This is a genomic window from Streptomyces sp. SYSU D01066-1, from assembly GCF_054956795.1.
In genome coordinates, this window is sequence record NZ_JBUDHV010000058.1 from 1 (window position 1) to 18749 (window position 18749).

Here is an 18749-nt window from a genome sequence, read left to right on the forward strand (position 1 = left end):
CGGGCGCCGGGGCGGCGGCGGGTGCGGGCGCCGGGGCGGCGGCGGATGCGGCCGCGGCGGCGGGCGGCTCCGCCGGGGGTGGCGTCGCCGCTCTCTCCCGCGCGGCCACCGCCGCTGCCGCCGCCGTGCTCGTCGCTGATTCGGTCCGGTCCGTCATCCGTCCCATCCGTCTCGCGGTCATGGCTCGTCCCAGTGATCGGCCCTATTCACGCACATGTGCAAGGCACCTGTCGTTCCACTCGCGTTAACTATCCGCCCCGGCAAGCCTTCACGCTGGTACGGACGTTGCGGAACGTCCCATAATCCGGGGTACGGCACCCCGGCCGCACCGTGCTCCTCCCCGGTCCCGGGCGTATTGCCCACCGGACCGGGGTGGGATCGCAGGTGTGAGGAAGGCATGATGGGTCCGGCCGCCACCTACGGGTGCCAAAACGAGGAGGTCAGCGGAGTGCGCCAGGTACTGACGGTCTGTCCGGAGGGCACCGGGGACGCCCGGACGATCGGAGAGGCCCTGGCCAGGGCGCGCGGCGGGGCGGTCCTGAGCGTCCGTCCGGGAACGTACGAGGAGAACCTCGTCGTCACCACCCGGGTGACCATCGTCGCCGAACAGTCGCGCGGCAGCGTCCGGCTGGCCCCGCGCACGGGGACGGTGATATCGCTGCGCGCCGACGCGGTGATGCTGACCGACCTGGTGGTGCAGGGGCAGGACCAGGACGTGCCCGCGGTGGACGCCTCGCACGGGCAGGTCGCCATGCAGGGCTGTGAGCTGTCCGGCGCCTCCTGGACGACCGTGCTCGCGCGGGGCTCGGGGTCGCTCGCCATGCGGGAGTGCCGGGTCTCCAGCCGGACCGGTGCCGGGGTCGTCGTCACCTCCGCCACCGAGAGTTCGCTGGAGTCCTGCACCTTCGAGCACCTCGGCACCAGCGGCGTGGTGATCGGCGAGCGCGGCCGGGCGACGGTGCGCGGCTGCACGGTCCGTGACGCGCGCGGCAACGGCATCCTCGCCAACGGCGACGCCCAGGCGTCCGTCGAGGACTGCGACCTGTCCTCCACCGACAAGCCCTCCCTCGCCCTGGAGGAGCGCAGCGCGGTGCGGGTGCTGCGCACCGTCGTCCACGACACCGCGGTCGGCGCCCACCTGACCAGCGCGGCCCGCGTCGAGATGGACGACGTGCGGATCAACGGCACCACCGCCCAGGGCATCATCGTCTCGCACGGCGCCAACCCGGTGCTGCGCCGCTGCCGCACCTCCCGCACGGCCGGCCACGGCCTCTTCGTCACCGACCGTTCCCGCGGCACGTACGAGGACTGCTGGCTGACCGGCGCCCAGGTCCCGGCGCTGCGCGTGGCCGGCGCCTCCTCGCCGACGCTGACCTCGCTGACCGTCCGGGACGGCGAGGCGGAGGGCGTCCTGCTGGAGGAGGACTCGGCGGCCGAACTGGACCGCCTGGAGATCGTCGACGTCAAGGGCACCGGCGTGGTCGTCAGGGGCGGCGCCAACCCGCTGGTGCGGCGGGCCCGCATCACCGGCGCGGGCGGCACCGGCGTCGCGGTGACCGACGGCGGGCGCGGCCGTGTCGAGGACTGCACGGTGGAGACTCCGGGCGGCGCCGGCGCGGCGGTCGCCACCGGCGGCAACGTCTACCTGGCGGGCCTGACGGTGAACGCTCCCGGCGGGGCGGGCCTGGAGATCGGCGGCGAGGGCACGGCGGCGCTGCGCGACGGCGAGCTGGTCTCGGCGGGCGGCTGCGGCGTGGTCGTGGACGGCGGCGGCGAGCTGACGGCGACCCGGGTGCGGGCCGCCGCCGCCGCCGACCACGGCTTCCTGGTCCGCGACGGCGGCCGGGCCAACCTGAACGGGTGCGAGGCCACGGGCAACGGCCGGGACGGCATCCGGGTGGAGACCGACGCGCCGGTGTCGGTGGTCGGCTGCACGGTGCGGGAGAACAAGGGCGGCGGGCTCGTCCAGTCCAAGGCGGACGGCCGGCTCGCGGTGGAGAACCTCACCAGCACCGGCAACGCCTCCCGCGACGCCTGGGGCTACGGCGAGGCCGAGGGCACCGACCCGGCGGGCACCGTCCCGGAGACCGACGGCCCCGGGCGGCCGGACGGGCCGATGGCCGCGCTGGAGGGCCTGATCGGCCTGGGACACGTCAAGGAACAGGTCCGCACCCTGGTCAACCTGACCCAGCTCGCCCGGCGCCGCGCCCAGCTCGGCATGTCCGCGCCGCCGATGAGCCGGCACCTCGTCTTCGCCGGCCCGCCCGGCACCGGCAAGACCACCGTGGCCCGCCTCTACGGCACGATCCTCGCCGAGCTGGGGGCGCTGCGCTCCGGGCACCTGGTCGAGGTCTCCCGCGCCGACCTGGTCGCCCAGGTCATCGGCGGTACCGCCATCAAGACCACCGAGACCTTCGAACGGGCCCTGGGCGGCGTTCTGTTCATCGACGAGGCCTACACCCTGACCGCCGACTCCCGCGGTTCGGGCGCCGACTTCGGCCGGGAGGCCGTGGACACGCTGCTGAAGCTGATGGAGGACCACCGCGACGACGTGGTGGTCGTCGCGGCCGGCTACTCCAGCGAGATGCGCAGCTTCCTGGGCTCCAACCCGGGCCTGGCCTCCCGCTTCTCGCGCACCGTCGAGTTCGAGAACTACTCGGTGCCCGAACTGGTGGAGATCGTGGAGAGCATGTGCGCGCGCCACCAGTACACGCTGAACGACGAGACGCGCAAGGCGCTGTCCGTGCACTTCGAGCGGATACCGAAGGACGCCGGGTTCGGCAACGGCCGCGCGGCGCGGCAGGTCTTCGAGGAGATGGTGGACCGCCAGGCGGTGCGGCTGGCCGCGCTGAGCCAGGTCACCGAGGAGGACCTCGCGCTGCTGCTGCCGCAGGACATCAGCGAGGAGGCCGCCCGCGAGGCCGAGGCCGGTCCGGACGGCCTCGACGCCGGTGACGACGCGCTGAGCCGCCTGGACGCCCTGGTCGGGCTCTCGGCGGTGAAGCGGGACGTCACCGACCTGGTCAACCTGGTCTCCACCGCCCGCCAGCGCGAGGCCGCCGGGCTCCCGGTGCCGCGCCTCAGCCACCACCTCGTCTTCACCGGCCCGCCCGGCACCGGCAAGACCACCGTGGCCCGGCTCTACGGCGAACTCCTCGTCTCCCTGGGCGTGCTGCCCCGCGGCCAGCTCGTCGAGGTCTCCCGCGCCGACATGGTCGGCCGCTACGTGGGCCACACCGCGCAGCTGACCACGGAGGTGTTCCAGCGGGCGCTGGGCGGTGTCCTCTTCATCGACGAGGCGTACACCCTCACCCCGCACGAGGCGTCCGGCGCGGACTTCGGCCGGGAGGCCGTGGACACGCTGCTGAAGCTGATGGAGGACCACCGCGACGAGGTGGTGGTCATCGTGGCCGGCTACACCGCCGAGATGCAGCGGTTCCTCGCCTCCAACCCGGGTCTGACCTCGCGGTTCTCGCGGAAGATCGAGTTCGCCGACTACTCCTCGGACGAGCTGGTCACGATCGTCCGCCAGCACGCGGCGCAGGCGGGTTACGAGTGCGGGACGGGGCTCGGCCCGGTGCTGCGGCAGCACTTCGACACGCTGCCGCGCGACCGGTCGTTCGGCAACGCGCGCACGGCCCGCCAGGTGCTGGAGCGGATGATGACCCGGCAGGCGGGCCGGCTCAGCCGGGTGGCCGCGCCCAGCCTCGACGACCTGCGGCTGCTGCTCCCGGAGGACCTCGTCGATCCGGCGCCGGAGCCCGCCGCGGGCCGTACGGCCGGGGCGTGACGGGGGTGAGGACGCGGATGGACACGGCGCGGACGGCACGGGTGGCGCGTCCCGTCGCCGGCGCACTGGCGCTGCTGCTGACGGCCGGTGTGTGCGGTGCCGGGAGCGCGGCGGCGGCCGACGGCGACACGGTGGAACTGCCGGTGCTGAAGACGGAGCTGACCGCCGGTGACTCCTGCGCCGAGGGCTCGGACCGGCGGGCCACCGCCGTGCCGTGGGAACAGGTCAGCCTCCAGCTCGGCCGCGCCTGGCGGTTCGCCTCGGGCGCCGGGGTGACCGTCGGCGTGGTCGACACCGGCGTCTCCGCCTCCGCGCCCGCGCTGAAGGGCCGGGTCACCGCGGTCGGCGAGGCCGGCACCGACTGCGTGGGGCACGGCACCTTCGTCGCCGGTCTGATCGCCGCCCAGCTGGAGGAGGGCGTGCAGTTCGCCGGCGTGGCCCAGGAGGCGCACGTCCTGGCGGTACGCGGCAGCGACGAGCGCGGCGCCGTCACGCCCGACCGGGTCGCCGAGGGCATCGAGGCCGCCGTCGAGGGCGGTGCGAAGGTGGTGGCCGTGTCGGCGGCGCTGCGCAGCGACACGGCCGCGCTGCGGTCGGCGGTCGAGGCCGCCGGGAAGAAGGACGTACTGCTGGTGGCCGCCGCCGTGCCGGACGCACCGGCCGGAGGCGTCACCGAGGCTGTGCCCGCCCGGGACTTCTACCCGGCCGCCTCGGACGGTGTGCTGTCCGTCCTGGACGTGGACAAGAACGGCGACCGGCCGGCCGGCTCGTACACCACCGCCAGTGCGCAGCTGGCCGCGCCCGGGGACGGGGTCGTCGGCATCGGTCCGGCGAAGGACGGCCACTACATCGGCTCGGGCGCCTCGCTGGCCGCCGGGTTCGTGGCGGGCGCGGCGGCGCTGGTGCGCTCCGTCCACCCGGAGCTGACGGCCGCGCAGACCGCGAGCCTGCTGCGGTCGACCGCCTATCCGGCCGAGGTGCCCCGCGTCGACCCCTACGCCGCCGTCACCTCGGTCCTTCCCTCGTCCTCCGCCGCCGCGCGGGCCGTACCGGAGCACGGTTCCGCCGCGACGGTGCGGATGCCGCGGGACGAGGCGGCCGGGCCGCTGCGCCGCGCCCTGTGGCCGGCGGCGGCGGGCCTCGCCGTGCTGGTCGCGGTGGTCTGGCTGGCCCTGGTCGTCCCCCGCGGCCGGCGCAACGGCTGGCGTCCCAGGGGCACCTGAGGCCGCCGGTGGCCGCGGAGCCCGTCCGGTGTCCGAGGACGAGGCCGTCCCGGCCGGGGCGGGGGCCGGGCCGCGGCCCCCGGGGGACGGGCGGGGGCGGCGGCCGGAAGACACCGTTCAGCCCGCTTCCTCCGTCCCCGCCGCCAGCGGTGTCTGGATGAGGACCGGCTTGCGGCGGACGATGTGCAGGGCCCGGCCCGGCGGCAGCACACGCGGCTTGACGTTGCCGAAGAGGTACCCCTCGGACGGCGGGGCGGACATCAGCAGGCCCGGGGTGTTGACCTCGTCCAGGCGGCGCAGGAGCTGGTCGTTCAGGCCGCGCCCGGCGCCGGTGGCGGAGCGGACGACGACGACGTGCAGGCCCAGTTCGTGGCCGAGGGCGAGGTGCTCGAAGAGCGGGGCGAAGGGGTGGTCCACGACCGTGCCGCCGCCGACCATGTCGTAGTCGTCGACGAGGACGAACAGGCGGGGCCCGTTCCACCAGTCGGCGCCGCGCATCCGGGCCGGTGTGATCTCCGGGCCGGGCAGCCGGGTCTGCAGCGCCTTGGCGGAGCCGCCGACCAGTTGCTTGAGCGCCTCGACGGAGACGGCGTGTCCCAGCCGGTACTCCTCCGGCACCGCCTCGACCAGGTCGCGGCGGTAATCGACGACGAGGATCCGGGCCTCGGTGGGGGCGTAGCGGGCGACGATGGCGTCGGCGACCACCCGCAGCAGGTTGGTCTTGCCGCTCTCGGTGTCGCCGACGGCGACCAGGTGCGGGGTGCGGGAGAAGTCGTGCCAGACGGTGCCGAGGGTCTCCTCGTCCTGGCCGAGCGCCAGCCTGAGGGAGTTGCCCTGGCCCAGTTCCGGCGCGGGCAGTTCGGCGACGGGCAGCCGGTGCGGCAGCATCCGCACCTGCGGGGCGCGCGGCCCGGTCCAGGCTCCGGCGATCCGCTCGACCAGGTCGGCGACGCCCTCGCTGAGCGTCTCGGGGTCGGCCGAGCCGTCCCCGCGGGGCAGCGCGGACAGGAAGTGCAGCTTGGAGTCGACGGTGAGGCCGCGGCCCGGGGTGCGGGGCACGGCGGCGGCCTTGCGGATGTCCACCACGGAGTCCATCGTGTCGCCGAGCCGCAGTTCCAGGCGGGTGGCGGCCTGGTCGCGCACCGGCGCGGTGAGTTCCAGCCAGCGGGCGGTGGCGACGATGAGGTGGATGCCGTAGTTGAGGCCGCCGGTGGCGATCTGGTTGAACGTGGGGATGAACTGGTCGAAGTTCTGCCGGACCGCCGACCAGCCGTCGATGACCAGGAAGATGTCGCCGTGCGGTTCGTCGGGGAACTCCCCGGCGGCGCGGCGGCGCCGGTAGGTGGCCATCGAGTCGATGCCGTGGTCGAGGAAGAACTGTTCGCGCTGGGTGAGCACGGCGGTGACCTCGGCGACGGTGCGGCTGATCCGCTCGGTGTCGAGCCGGGCCGCGACGCCCGCGACGTGCGGCAGCCCGGTGAGCTGCGAGAGCGTGCCGCCGCCGAAGTCGAGGCAGTAGAACTGCGCTTCGCGCGGGGTGTGGGTGAGGGCCAGGCCGAGGATGAGGCTGCGCAGCACGGTGGACTTGCCGCTCTGCGAGCCGCCCGCGACGGCGACGTGGCCGCCGGCCGCGGCGAGGTCGACGATCAGCGGGTCGCGGCGCTGGTCGAAGGGCTTGTCGACCAGGCCGACGGGGACCCGCAGCCTGCCGGTGCCCTTCCAGCGGGGGGCGGTCAGACCGCGTCCGGGGACGGTCTCCAGGCCGCCGAGGAGGGCGTCCAGCGGGGAGGGGTCGCCCAGCGGCGGCAGCCACACCCGGTGGGCGGGCGGTCCGGCGTCGCGCAGCCTCTCCAGCGCCACCGACAGCAGGGTGGCGCCGTCCTCCGACTCCTCCGGCTCCGGCACGGGCGCGGCCGGCACGGGGGCGCGGGGCACCACGTATCCGGAGGACCAGGGCACGACCTGGCTGGCGACCCGGGCCTGGACGACGGCGCCGCCGCGGCGGCGGTAGGGACCGGAGACGTAGGCGGCGCGGAACCGGGTGAGGGCCTCGACGCCGCTCTTGAGGTAGCCGCTGCCGGGCTGGGAGGGCAGTTCGTAGGCGTCGGGGACGCCGAGGACGCCGCGGGACTCCATGGCGGAGAAGGTGCGCAGGCCGATCCGGTAGGACAGGTGCGACTCCAGCTGGTGCATGCGGCCCTCGTCCAGGCGCTGCGAGGCGAGCAGCAGGTGCACGCCGAGCGACCGGCCGAGGCGGCCGATCATCACGAACAGCTCCATGAACTCGCGGTGCGCCGCCAGCAGTTCGCTGAACTCGTCGACCACGACGAAGAGGCTGGGCAGCGGGGTCAGGTCGGCGCCGCCGGCCCGGGCCCGCTCGTAGTCCAGGGCGGAGGTGTAGTTGCCGGCCGCGCGCAGCAGTTCCTGGCGGCGCAGCAGTTCGCCGTGGAGGGCGTCCTGCATGCGCTCCACGAGGGCGGCCTCGTCGGCGAGGTTGGTGATGACGGCGCTGGTGTGCGGGAGCTCGTCCAGGCCGAGGAAGGTGGCACCGCCCTTGAAGTCGACCAGGACGAAGTTGAGGGTCTCGGAGGAGTTGGTGAGGGCGAGACCGAGCACGAGGGTGCGCAGCAGTTCGGACTTGCCGGAGCCGGTGGCGCCGATGAGCATGCCGTGCGGGCCCATGCCGCCCTGCGCGGACTCCTTGATGTCCAGTTCGACCGGGCGGCCGTCGGCGCCGACCGCGACCGGCACGCGCAGCCGGGCGGAGCCGGTGTGGCGTCGCCACAGGACGTCCGGTTCGAGGCGGTGCAGGTCGGGGATGCCGAGCAGGGTGGTCAGCTCCACGTCGGCGGAGAGCGGCTCGACCGCGTCGGCGGTGAGGCTCAGCCGGTACGGGGAGATCAGCCGGGCCAGTGACTCGGCGGCGCGGGGGCCGACCCGGTCGGGGCGGCCGAGGACGGTGGTCCGCTCCTTGCGGCTGCGGTCGGTGCGCACCAGGGCGACGGTGTCGGGGGTGACGTCGAGGCGGAGGGTGGTGCGGCCGGGGCGCCAGGTGAGGGTGGCGGACAGGTCGACGACGACGGCGTTGCGGAAGCCCGGGCCGTCGAAGCGGTGGCCCGCGGGGACGGTGGCCCCGTCCACGATGACGATGACCAGCGGCTCGTCACGGCCGGGCACGGCGTCCGGGTCGAAGGCGGGCCGTTCGGCGAACTCGCTGCCGAGCTGGTTCTCCAGGTCGGTGAAGGCGGAGGCGACCATGCGCAGGGGGCCGGCGCCGTCGGTCTCCTGCGGGTGCTGGTTGTGCGGCAGCCACTTCACCCACTCCCACTCGGCGCGGTGCTCGTCGCCCGCGCAGACCGCGATCCACACCTCCTCCGGCGGGTGGAAGACGGCCAGTTGGCACAGGGCGGCGCGGAGCATGTCCCGGCCGGTGGCGAGGTCGCCGCGGAGCAGCAGCCGGGACCAGGAGCGCAGGTAGAGGGCGATGGGCTGGCCGGGCACGGTGCTGTAGGCGCGGATGAAGCGGCGCAGGGCGTGCGCGCACAGCGGTTCCAGGTCCTCGACCGGCTTGGTGGAGAGGGGGTTGAGGCGCAGGGCGAGCTGCTGGTCGCCGACGGCGACGCGGACCTCGCCGTGGTCGACGTCCTTGGGGCGGCGCTCCCACAGCCGGGTGGTGCGCACCATGGAGCGCAGCACCCGCGGCTCGGGGTGGCGCCAGGCGAGGGCGAGTTGCTGCTCGACCACCGTGCGCTGCACGGTGCGCCGGCTCTGCGCGAGGTAGCGCAGGTAGTCGCGGCGCTCACCGCGCAGCCGCTGCTTGCGGTCGCCGGCCTTGCGCATGTACTGGCCGATCATCATCGCGACGACGGCCAGCACCATGATGCCGAGCGCGATGTACATGAAGACGCCGTACGCCTCCCCGCCCATGCGCAGGAACATCAGCATCATGGAGACCGACATCATGGCCATCGGCAGGTACGTCCAGACCGCGGACGTGTCCGGCACGGTCTCCATCAGGGTCGGCGGTTCCTGCAGGGTCAACTCGCCGCTCGGCATGTCGGGTCCGCGGCGGCGGGCCGGACGACGGAACAGGACCACGCTCAACGCTGGGGCTCCTAACGGGTCATCGCGCACCCGGTGGTACGGGGGGAAGCACGCGGGGAGGGCTCCGGGACCGGCGGCCGGGGCCGCGCGGGGCGGCGGCTGGGCCGGTGATGTGCCCGGGACGCCGCCGGGACTCCCCTTGACGACGGCCTCGGGGAGTGACAGTAGTGTGCACCCCGTCAACTCCGTAAGTCCACGTCACCCCCTCTCCTCCGCACGCTTCCCCGCAGTTCACCGCTCGACCACCTGTGTGCGCCCGCCCCCCGGTGGTGCGCCACGCAGCACACGCCACCCCCGTCCCGACCCTCAGGAGACGTGAGCCCCGGTATGACCGACACCTCCGTGGCCGATCTGTGCCATCTGACCGTGCGCGCCCCGCGCCACACCATCGACCTCGCCGTGCCCTCCGACGTACCGGTCGCCGACCTGTTGCCGACGGTGCTGCGGTACGCCGGCGAGGACCTCGAGGAGAACGGCCTCGAACACGACGGCTGGATACTCCAGCGCCTGGGCGAACGGCCGCTCGACGAGGAGGCCACGCTCGCCTCGCTCGGCCTGTCCGACGGGGAGGCCCTGCATCTGCGGCCGCGCACCGAGGCGTTGCCCGAGGTGCGGCTGGACGACCTGGTGGACGGCATCGCGTCGGTCACCCGGGACCGGCTGCACGACTGGAGCGAGGCGGCGGCGCGGCATCTGCTGCGCGCCCTGGTCGCCGTGGCCGTCCTGGCCGGACTGGCCCTGCTGGCCTGGCCGGACGGCTCGGTGGTGCTGCGGGCGGGCGGGGCCTGTGCCGCCGGGGTGCTGCTGCTGGCCGGCGCGGCCTCGGCGAGCCGGGCGGTGGGTGACGGTGCGACCGGCGCGGTCCTCGGCCTGCTGGCCTCCCCGGCGCTGGCGCTGGCGGGCTGGCTGGTGCCGGGCGGTGAGCTGAGCGGACCGCAGGCCCACCAGGTGCTGGGCGCCCGGCTGCTGGGCGCGGCGGCGCCCTGGGCGGGCGGCGCGGTGCTGGCCCTGGCGGCGACCGCGGTGCGCGCGCCGCTGTTCCTGGCGTCGGCGCTGACGGCGATCGCGGTGGCGGTGGGCGGTGCCGCCATGACCCTCTTCGACGTGCGGCCGGCCGGCGCGGCGGGCACGGTGGCGATGCTGACGGTGCTGCTCGGCGGTCTGGTGCCGGCGCTGTCGTTCCGGTTCGCGGGCATGCGGATGCCGGCGCTGCCGACCAACGCCGGTCAGTTGCAGGAGGGCATCGACCCCTACCGGGGCGCCGACGTGGCGGTGCGCACCGAGCTGGCCGGCGAGTGGATGACGGCGCTGTACGGCGCGACGGGCGTGCTGGCGTCGGCCTGTCTGGTGGCGCTGGCGTACCGGCCGGACCTGCCGGCGACGCTGTGCGCGCTGGTGCTGTCGCTGCTGCTGCTCCTGCACGGCCGGGGACTGGTCAACACCGCGCAGCGGCTGGTGCTGGCGCTGCCCGGCGCCTGGGGGCTGCTGCTACTGGTGTTCGGCTGGGGCCTGGACCTGCGGGGCGTGGACCGGACGCTGCTGGTGGCGGGCCTGCTGGTGGTGGCGACGGTGCTGACGGTGGCGGTGTGGACGGTGCCCGGGCGGCGCCTGGTGCCGTACTGGGGCCGGGCGGCGGAGCTGCTGCACTCGCTGCTCGCGCTCTCCCTGCTGCCGCTGACGCTCTGGCTGCTGGGCGTGTTCGGCGCCCTGCGCGGCTGGAGCGGCTGACCCGCCGCCCGGCACCGCGACGAGAACGAACCACTCACCAGTCAGGAGGCCACCGTGCGGTCCAAGCGCGACCAGGTGCAAGCGCACACGTTCATGATGGGGCGGCTCACCTCGGGGATGCTGCTGGCCGACCCCGACGCCCCGGAGAGCCCGCTGGGCCGTACCACCCGCGGCGCCCTGCTCAGCATCGTCGTCGCCGTCCTGGTGGGCGCCTGCGCCTTCGTCTACGGGCTGCTGCGGCCGGGCGGCAACGACGCGTGGCGCGGCGGCGACACCCTGGTCGTCAACAAGGACACCGGCGCCCGCTACCTGTACACCGACGGCCGGCTGCGGCCGGTGCGCAACTACGCGTCGGCGCTGCTGATCGGCGGCGCCGACCTGGAGACCACGTCGGTGGGCACCGCGTCGCTGAAGGACACTCCGGTGGGCACGCCGGTGGGCATCGCCGGCGCCCCGGACGCGGTGCCGGGCACCGGTGACCTGGAGACGTCGGCGTGGCAGGTGTGCTCGACGGACGCCGGCGAGCACACCACGGTGGTGCCGGGGGCGCCGGTGGAGACCACCACGATCGGCGCGGACTTCGGGCTGGTGGTGCGGGGTCCGGACGACCGGACGTACCTGGTGTGGCAGGGCAGCCGGCTGGTGCTGGACGAGGACTCGGGTGCCGCGGAGTCCCTGGGCTACGGCGCGGTGACGCCGCGCCCGGTGTCGGCGGCGTTCCTGGACGCCCTGGTGAGCGGTCCGGCGCTGGCCACCCCCCAGGTCGCCGGCCGGGGCGCGGCGGGGCCGGAGCTGGCCGGGCGGAAGACGAAGGTCGGACAGGTGTTCCGGGTGACGGCGGGCTCCGGCAGCCAGGACTACGTGCTCCAGAAGGACGGTCTGCACGCCGTGACGGCGACCCGGTCGGCACTGCTGCTCGGCGATCCGGACATCCGCGAGGACGTCTACGGCGGCCAGTCCCCGACGGCCGTCGCGATCGGCGTCTCCGACCTGCGGGCGCACCAGGCGCCGGGCACGGCGGGCACGGACCCGTCGGTGTCCGGGCTGCCGGACGCCCCGCCGAGTCCGGTGCGGCTGCCGTCGGGGCAGGCGGTGTGCACGCAGGTGGACTCCGACGGCGGCAAGGTGCGGGTGGCGTCGGTGCGGGTCGAGCAGGCGGCGCTGGCGCCGGTCGCGCAGGCGGACGCGACGGTGGTGACACCGGCCTGCGTGGCGGTGGACCGGGTGGTGACGCGGCCCGGACACGGCACGCTGGTGCGGGTGCTCGGCGCGGCCGGGGCGTCGGTCGGTGACACCACGTTCCTGGTGGGCGACGACGGGGTGAAGTACCGCATCACGGACGCGGAGGCGCTCGCCGCGCTCGGCTACGACGACGCGTCCGCGGTGCGCGTGCCGTCCACGCTGCTGTCGTTGCTGCCGACCGGCCCCGACCTGGACACGGCCGCGGCGGCGCGGCCGGACGGGGCGGCGTCCGCGACGGCCGGCCCGGCGGCCGGCCAGTGCGCCGGCACCGGGAAGAGCCCTGGTGACGGTGCCGGCCAGGAGGGCACCGGGCCCGCGGGCCCGGCCGCGGCCGGGGCGGCGTCGGGGGCCGGCGGGGACGGCTGACGGGGAGGCGCCTGACCGGACAAGGTTCCGGCCGGGTTTCCCGCCGGTTAAACATGCCGTAAGTCGTACGTCTCCGACCCTAGATTTTCCTCAGCTTGTTGTGTTGGCAACAACCGTCACTTTAGGCTCGCGTTGCTCGTACAGAGAATCGGCTTACGAAAGGTGGGACGATGGCGGGAGACGGCCAGCAGTCAAGCGAATCATCAACCCGGAACGGCATCCAGGCCCTCGAGTCGGCCTTCAGCGGCATCATGAAGATCCGCCAGGACGTCGACAGCACCAAGTCCACCCTGGGCGCCGGCTACCAGGGCAGCGACGGCGGCCAGTACGGCCAGCTCCTCGCGCAGTGGGACGGCCAGTGCAACATCATTCTCAAGAACCTCGAGGACGTCATCGACCGGCTGAACCAGAGCCTCGTCGAGCACAACAAGACCCAGGGTTCGTCGAACGACGCGATCAACCAGGCCTACAGCGCCTCGCAGTCGGCCTTCGACCAGCTGGTCGGCTGACCGCCGGTCCGGCCGCGCCCCCCACCTTCCGCATCGTGTGAAAGAGGCCAACCGTGGCAGACAACCTGAGCGACGGTTACATCTACGTCAGCTACAACCACATGTCGAACGCGGCGGACGACATGGTGATGCAGACCAAGGCGATCGCCCAGACCCTCTCCAACCTTGAGGCAGAGCTCAGCGAGCTGTCCAAGACCTGGTACGGAAACGACGCCGACACCTACCGCCAGAAGCAGGCCGCCTGGGACGCCGCGGTGCAGAACATGGAGACGCTGCTCACCTCGCACGCGCAGCTCCTGACCGACATCTCCGGCAACTACAAGTACAGCGAGAACTCGCTCAGCCAGATGTGGTCCGAGGTGACCATCGGCCGCTGAGCCGGCCGCACCCCCACCGCGCCGGCCGGTTCCCCTCCGGCCGGCGCGGCACCGGAAGCTCCCCGTACTGTCGCCGCGCCGCAACACCCGGTCCGGCGCACCCGCCAGCGGAGGCACTTCATGGCAGACCTGACCCATCTGGACTCTCAGGCGCTCAAGAACTTCAAGAACAACGACGTCGCGGACTTCATCAACGACCTGCTGAACATCCGCAAGGACAACGCGGGCGTCCGGTCGCTGAAGAACCTCGTCGCGGAGACCGGCACGGACTCGGCGTCGGGCGCCGCCAAGATCCTGCGGATCGGACTGATGGACGGCGGCGACACCGAGGACCCGACCGGCGGTGCCGCGCTGGTCGAGGCACTGAAGACGCAGGCCACCAGCCTGGACTCCATCTTCACGAGCCAGAAGACCCTCTTCGACGACATCGACGACGCCTTGGAGGAGACGATCACCACGCTGCTCAAGACGCAGGGTGAGAGTCTCACCTCGATCGACGGCGAGAAGCTGATGGACATCTTCGACACGGTCGACGACGACATGGGCGGCACCGGCAACGACGACTGACGCGGGGCCGGAACGGTCCCCGCCGACCGCCCGGCCCGCGCCCGGTCCCCACCGTTTCCCCCCTCACCTCCTCAGCAGCGGAGCTCCGCCCCATGGCCGATGGCACCAGCACCTCCGGTACCCCCACCTACGACCCGGACGACTACTTCGCCCAGGCCGTATCCAACTTCACCGGTTACACGATTCCGTCCCGCTCCTCCTTGTTCGACAAGCTCAGCAGCGACAGCGGGGACGACTTCTCCGACCTGAAGCTGTTCCGGATGGACATCAAGGGTCAGAGCATGCGGGCGGTGTCGGCGGCGGACTACTCCGCCATCGGCGGCTGGCAGGTCAACAACGGCGAGGACTACGACCTCGCCTTCTACGACGCCGGCGGGGACGGCGCGCACGACAGCGTGAAGCTGAAGAAGGCGCGGATCGTGATGATCGGCGTGACCGTCGACTCCGACGGCCGCGCCACCCTGTGGGGAGACGGGCAGATCACCAGCGGTGGCGCGTTCGAGGGCTCGTACTCGCACGTGAAGTGGGACTCCGGGCCGATGGCCCAGTACATCTCGGGCAGCAAGCTCGCCCTGGACCAGCTGCTGTCGTCCCCGAACTACTCGACGAAGGGCTGGAGCTACAGCGGCCTGTCGGTCATCGACGACAACGCCGTGGAGCTGAAGTCGTTCGAGGAGACCGGGCAGTCCTTCGACCGGGCCATGCAGTTCTTCAAGGACCACGCGGACATCGTCAACCAGTGGATGACCTCACTGGGCGAGGACCAGGCCGCGTGGAAGGGGAAGGCGGCCAGCCTCTTCTGGCACCTGCTGGACGAGCTGAAGACCAACTACGACGGGTACGTCTCCCAGTTGGGCGGCCGTGATTACTCCGCCAAGAACAGCACGCTGGGCGGCTACGTCCCGAAGTCGGAGCTGAGCGACGCCCTGGCCGCCGCGCAGAAGGCGCTGAAGGATGCGGTCGCCAGCCTCCAGACGGCGTGGACCAACTGGGCCAAGGACGGCAAGCACGACCCGCACTACCACCTCAAGCAGATCCTCGACGGTCTCACCAAGTGGGTGATCGAGAACAACATCCCCCACGTCAACGTCAAGACCAGCACCTACTCCAGCCCGAGCGGCGGCGGCACGTACACGAGTTACTCGACCACCGCGGAGTTCAAGCAGACCTCCGAGTACGGCGACCTCACCCAGCACACCACCTGGACGAAGATCGCCGACGCCGCCGTCGAGAGCTGGTCGAACCACGCGGACTCCATGCTGAAGCAGCCGGCCATCGACGCGCTCAGCAGCGTGAAGAACGCCTGGGCCGACGTGCAGGACGCCTTCGCCAAGGAAGTCACCAACAAGAACTCCGAGACGCTCGCCGAGGTGCTCGCGGAGCAGGAGGCCGACCTCGCCGAGGAGGAGGCCAACGAGAACAACGACAAGCTCAACGACTACCTCGACGACCTGAACGACAACATCAACACCCTCGGTGACGACTTCAACGACCTCAACGACGACCTGAACGAGAACCTCGACGACCTCGGGGACGGGTTCAAGGACCTCAACGACGACCTGAACGAGAACCTCGACGACCTCGGCGACGGCTTCAAGGACCTCAACGATGGACTCAGCGACAACCTCAACGACCTGAACGACGGGCTGAACGAGAACCTCAACGACCTCGGCGACGGCTTCAAGGACCTCAACGACGGACTCAGCGACAACCTCAACACGCTCGGCGACGGCCTGGACGACCTGGGCAACACCAACGGCAGCACGATCACCGACGACCTCAACAACCTGGGGCTCGACAGCGACGGCAACCCGATCACCGACGACACGACGCTGGACGGGAACACCACTCCCGAGACGAGCGTCTCGTCGGTGCTGAATCCCCTGACGAGCAACCCGGTGACGTCGACGAACCCGGACGACGACAAGAAGAGCGGGTCGTCGCTGCTGAACTCCCCCACCGGAGGCAGCACTCAGCTCAACGACGACGGCACGCTGACGACGACGTTCCCCGACGGCTCCAGCCAGACCATCGACCCGGACACGGGCCTGGTCACCACCACCTCACCGGACGGCGTGACGTCGACCTCGCAGCTCAACCCGGGCACCAGCCTCGTCAACCCGGACGGCTCGACCACCACGCTCAACGACGACGGCACGCTGACCACCCTCTTCCCGGACGGAACCGAGCAGACCCTCGACCCGACGACGGGGCAGGTCAGCACCCTCGCCCCGGACGGCACCGTGACGGAGTCGACGCTCAACCCGACCGACGGCGTCTTCACCACGCCGGACGGCGCGACGTCGCAGCTCAACGGCGACGGCACGGTGACGACGACCTTCCCGGACGGCTCGACCGAGGTACTGAACCCGGACACCGGACAGATCACCGTCACCGATCCCTCCGGCAACGTCACCACCGAACAGCTCAACCCCGGCGAGTCGTTCACCAACCCCGACGGGTCCACCACGACCCTCAACGACGACGGCACCCTCACCACCGAATTCCCCGACGGCTCCACCCAGGTCCTCAATCCGGACACCGGCCAGCTCACCACCACCGACGCCGCCGGGAACGTCACCACCAACGATCTCAACCCGGCCGCGGACACCTTCACCACGCCGGACGGCGCGACGTCGCAGCTCAACTCCGACGGTACCGTCAGCACCACCTTCCCGGACGGCTCGACGGAGGTGCTGAACCCGGACACCGGCCAGATCACCGTCACCGACCCCTCCGGCAACGTCACCACCGAACAGCTCAACCCCGGCGAGTCGTTCACCAACCCCGACGGGTCCACCACGACCCTCAACGACGACGGCACCCTCACCACCGAATTCCCCGACGGCTCCACCCAGGTCCTCAATCCGGACACCGGCCAGCTCACCACCACCGACGCCGCCGGGAACGTCACCACCAGCGACCTCGCCCCGGCCGCGGGCACGTTCACCACGCCGGAGGGCAGCACGGCCCAGCTCGACTCCGACGGCACCCTGCGCACCCTCTTCACGGACGGTTCGCAGGTGACGCTGAACCCGGACACGGGCGACCTCACCGTCACCGATCCGTCGGGCGACGTCACCACGCAACAGCTCGATCCGGGCGAGTCGTTCACCAACCCCGACGGGTCCACCACCACCCTCAACGACGACGGCACCCTCACCACCGAGTTCCCCGACGGCTCCACCCAGGTCCTCAATCCGGACACCGGCCAGCTCACGACCACCGACGCCGCCGGTCACACCACCACGACCGACCTGAACGGCAGCGGCCTGTCCACGTCCCCGTTCGACACCAGTGGCCTGGACATCGAGGACCTGGTCACCAGCGGTTCGAACACGGACGGGCTGAACACCGAGGGCCTGGACACCGAGGGCCTGGACACCAGCGGTTCGAGCACCGACGGCCTCGGCTCACCGTCCGCCCTGACCAGTTCCGCCGGGTTGAACAGCAGCGGTCTGAGCGGCTCGCTCAGCTCGTCGGGCACCATGGCCTCCTCCCCCGACGACTACTACGAGGACTACGACAGCACCCCGTACGAGGGCGGTTCGCTGCGCTCGGGCAACAGCGGGACCCTCGCCTCCCTCAACGGCACCGCCACCCAGCAGGCCGCGAGCGGCACCCCGCTCAACCCGATGGGCATGGGCGGCATGGGCGGGGGCATGCCGCCCATGGGCGGGGGCGCCGGCGGAGGCCAGGGCGGCAACAGCGAGCGCACCCGCGCCGTCCTCACCGACCCGGCCGGTGGCAGCGCCCGAGCCGGCCGCGGCGGGCGGGCGACGGCCGTCGACGAGGACGAGGACATCGTCTACACCCGGCCGACCACCTCCAGCTCCCCCTACCCGGTGAGCGGCCCCGGCGGCCCCGGCCAGGGCGGTACGTCGACGGAGAGCGGCGACCGGGCACGGGAGGCGTGGCTCGCCGAGGACGACGACGTCTGGGGCACCGACGAGGGCGGCGCACCCGCGGTCATCGGACGCTGAGACGGTGAAGGTACGGCAAGAAAGTCGAGGTGGCGCGGTGAACAGTGAGTCGATCGAGCAGCGGCTCGCCAAGGCGATGGCCGAACTGGAGGCGACCGAGGCCGCGGTGGCGCGCGCCGAGAGCGAACTCGCGCATGCGCAGGCAACGGTTCGCTCGGCGGACCGCGCCGTCGAGGTGACCGTCTCCGCACAGGGGGACCTGACCGCGCTGAGCTTCCTGGACGACAAGTACCGTACGATGCCCGCAGGTCAGCTCGCTGCCAGCGTGCTGGAGGCGGTACAGGAGGCACGGGCCCGGATGGCCCGGAAAGTCATGTCGACCTTCGAGCCCTTCACGAAGGCGAACCCGGAGGCTCCCGAGTTGAGCGGTTTCGACGTGGACTGGAACAAGATCTTCGGGGCCGGCGTGCTGGACGGCCCGAAGAACGGCCGACGCCGCGGTTCCGGCCGGCTGCGTGACGAGATCAGTGAAGACCCGGAGGACTGAGGAGACGATGACGGACAACGCGTACTTCGCCAACCCCGCAGCCCTGGCGTCCGGCACCCGGCAGATCCAGGCGATCAGCAGCTTCGCCGTCGACATGATCAACGAGTTCATCACCGACGTGTCGGCCACCGCCAACTGGTGCGGCAAGGACGACAGCTACGCCAAGCGGATGATCCCGCAGGAGAAGAAGCAGCGGGAGGGCGCGATATCGACCGGCAAGGCCCTGACGGACGCCATCGTCGGCGTGGGCGACGGCACGCTCGCCAACCTGAAGAACATCCTGGGCACACAGGGCGGCAACCTGGAAGCCATCCACGACTCCTCCATCGACACCGGCGACACCAGCGGCACGCGCAGCGGTGGCAGGCACTGA

11 protein-coding genes are annotated in these 18749 nt (G+C 72.4%); 10 read left to right on the forward strand and 1 reads right to left on the reverse strand.

Going from position 1 to position 18749, the window contains the following annotated elements; genetic code table 11:
* Nucleotides 1–448: 448 nt before the first annotated feature.
* Both ACY1JF_RS31165 and ACY1JF_RS31170 read left to right on the forward strand, forming a co-directional pair.
* Nucleotides 449–3790, forward strand: coding sequence for a right-handed parallel beta-helix repeat-containing protein (locus ACY1JF_RS31165; protein WP_462708632.1), 3342 nt, complete (start codon nucleotides 449–451; stop codon nucleotides 3788–3790).
* A gap of 17 nt (nucleotides 3791–3807) precedes the next feature.
* The gene (locus ACY1JF_RS31170) at nucleotides 3808–5013 is read left to right on the forward strand and encodes a S8 family serine peptidase (protein WP_462708633.1); all 1206 of its coding nucleotides are present in this window, start codon (nucleotides 3808–3810) and stop codon (nucleotides 5011–5013) included.
* Between the two features lie 117 nt (nucleotides 5014–5130).
* On the opposite strand, the gene eccCa is transcribed toward ACY1JF_RS31170, so the two are convergent.
* Nucleotides 5131–9069, reverse strand: a complete 3939-nt coding sequence (eccCa, locus tag ACY1JF_RS31175) for a type VII secretion protein EccCa (protein WP_462708641.1) — start codon at nucleotides 9067–9069, stop codon at nucleotides 5131–5133.
* 375 nt (nucleotides 9070–9444) lie between these two features.
* Between eccCa and eccD the strand changes: the two genes are divergently transcribed.
* The 8 genes from eccD (at nucleotide 9445) to ACY1JF_RS31215 (ending at nucleotide 18749) form a co-directional block, all read left to right on the forward strand.
* Entirely contained in the window at nucleotides 9445–10845 is a 1401-nt protein-coding gene (gene eccD / locus ACY1JF_RS31180; protein WP_462708634.1) for a type VII secretion integral membrane protein EccD, read from the forward strand.
* Between the two features lie 54 nt (nucleotides 10846–10899).
* Nucleotides 10900–12453 (forward strand): type VII secretion protein EccB, encoded by a 1554-nt coding sequence (gene eccB / locus ACY1JF_RS31185; protein ID WP_462708635.1) that lies wholly within the window; start codon nucleotides 10900–10902, stop codon nucleotides 12451–12453.
* A 170-nt stretch (nucleotides 12454–12623) separates the two neighbouring features.
* Nucleotides 12624–12962: a hypothetical protein gene (locus ACY1JF_RS31190; protein WP_462708636.1), complete on the forward strand. Its 339-nt coding sequence runs from the start codon at nucleotides 12624–12626 to the stop codon at nucleotides 12960–12962.
* Between the two features lie 53 nt (nucleotides 12963–13015).
* Entirely contained in the window at nucleotides 13016–13339 is a 324-nt protein-coding gene (locus ACY1JF_RS31195) for a WXG100 family type VII secretion target (RefSeq protein WP_462708637.1), read from the forward strand.
* A 120-nt stretch (nucleotides 13340–13459) separates the two neighbouring features.
* Nucleotides 13460–13906 carry a type VII secretion system-associated protein gene (locus ACY1JF_RS31200; protein ID WP_462708638.1) on the forward strand — a complete coding sequence of 149 codons (447 nt, stop codon included), beginning with the start codon at nucleotides 13460–13462 and terminating at the stop codon, nucleotides 13904–13906.
* A gap of 92 nt (nucleotides 13907–13998) precedes the next feature.
* Nucleotides 13999–17889, forward strand: a complete 3891-nt coding sequence (locus tag ACY1JF_RS31205) for an AAWKG family protein (protein ID WP_462708639.1) — start codon at nucleotides 13999–14001, stop codon at nucleotides 17887–17889.
* A 37-nt stretch (nucleotides 17890–17926) separates the two neighbouring features.
* Complete coding sequence (locus ACY1JF_RS31210) at nucleotides 17927–18376, forward strand: YbaB/EbfC family nucleoid-associated protein (RefSeq protein ID WP_462708642.1); 450 nt, start codon at nucleotides 17927–17929, stop codon at nucleotides 18374–18376.
* Nucleotides 18377–18383: 7 nt separating this feature from the next.
* Nucleotides 18384–18749, forward strand: coding sequence for a hypothetical protein (locus ACY1JF_RS31215; RefSeq protein WP_462708640.1), 366 nt, complete (start codon nucleotides 18384–18386; stop codon nucleotides 18747–18749).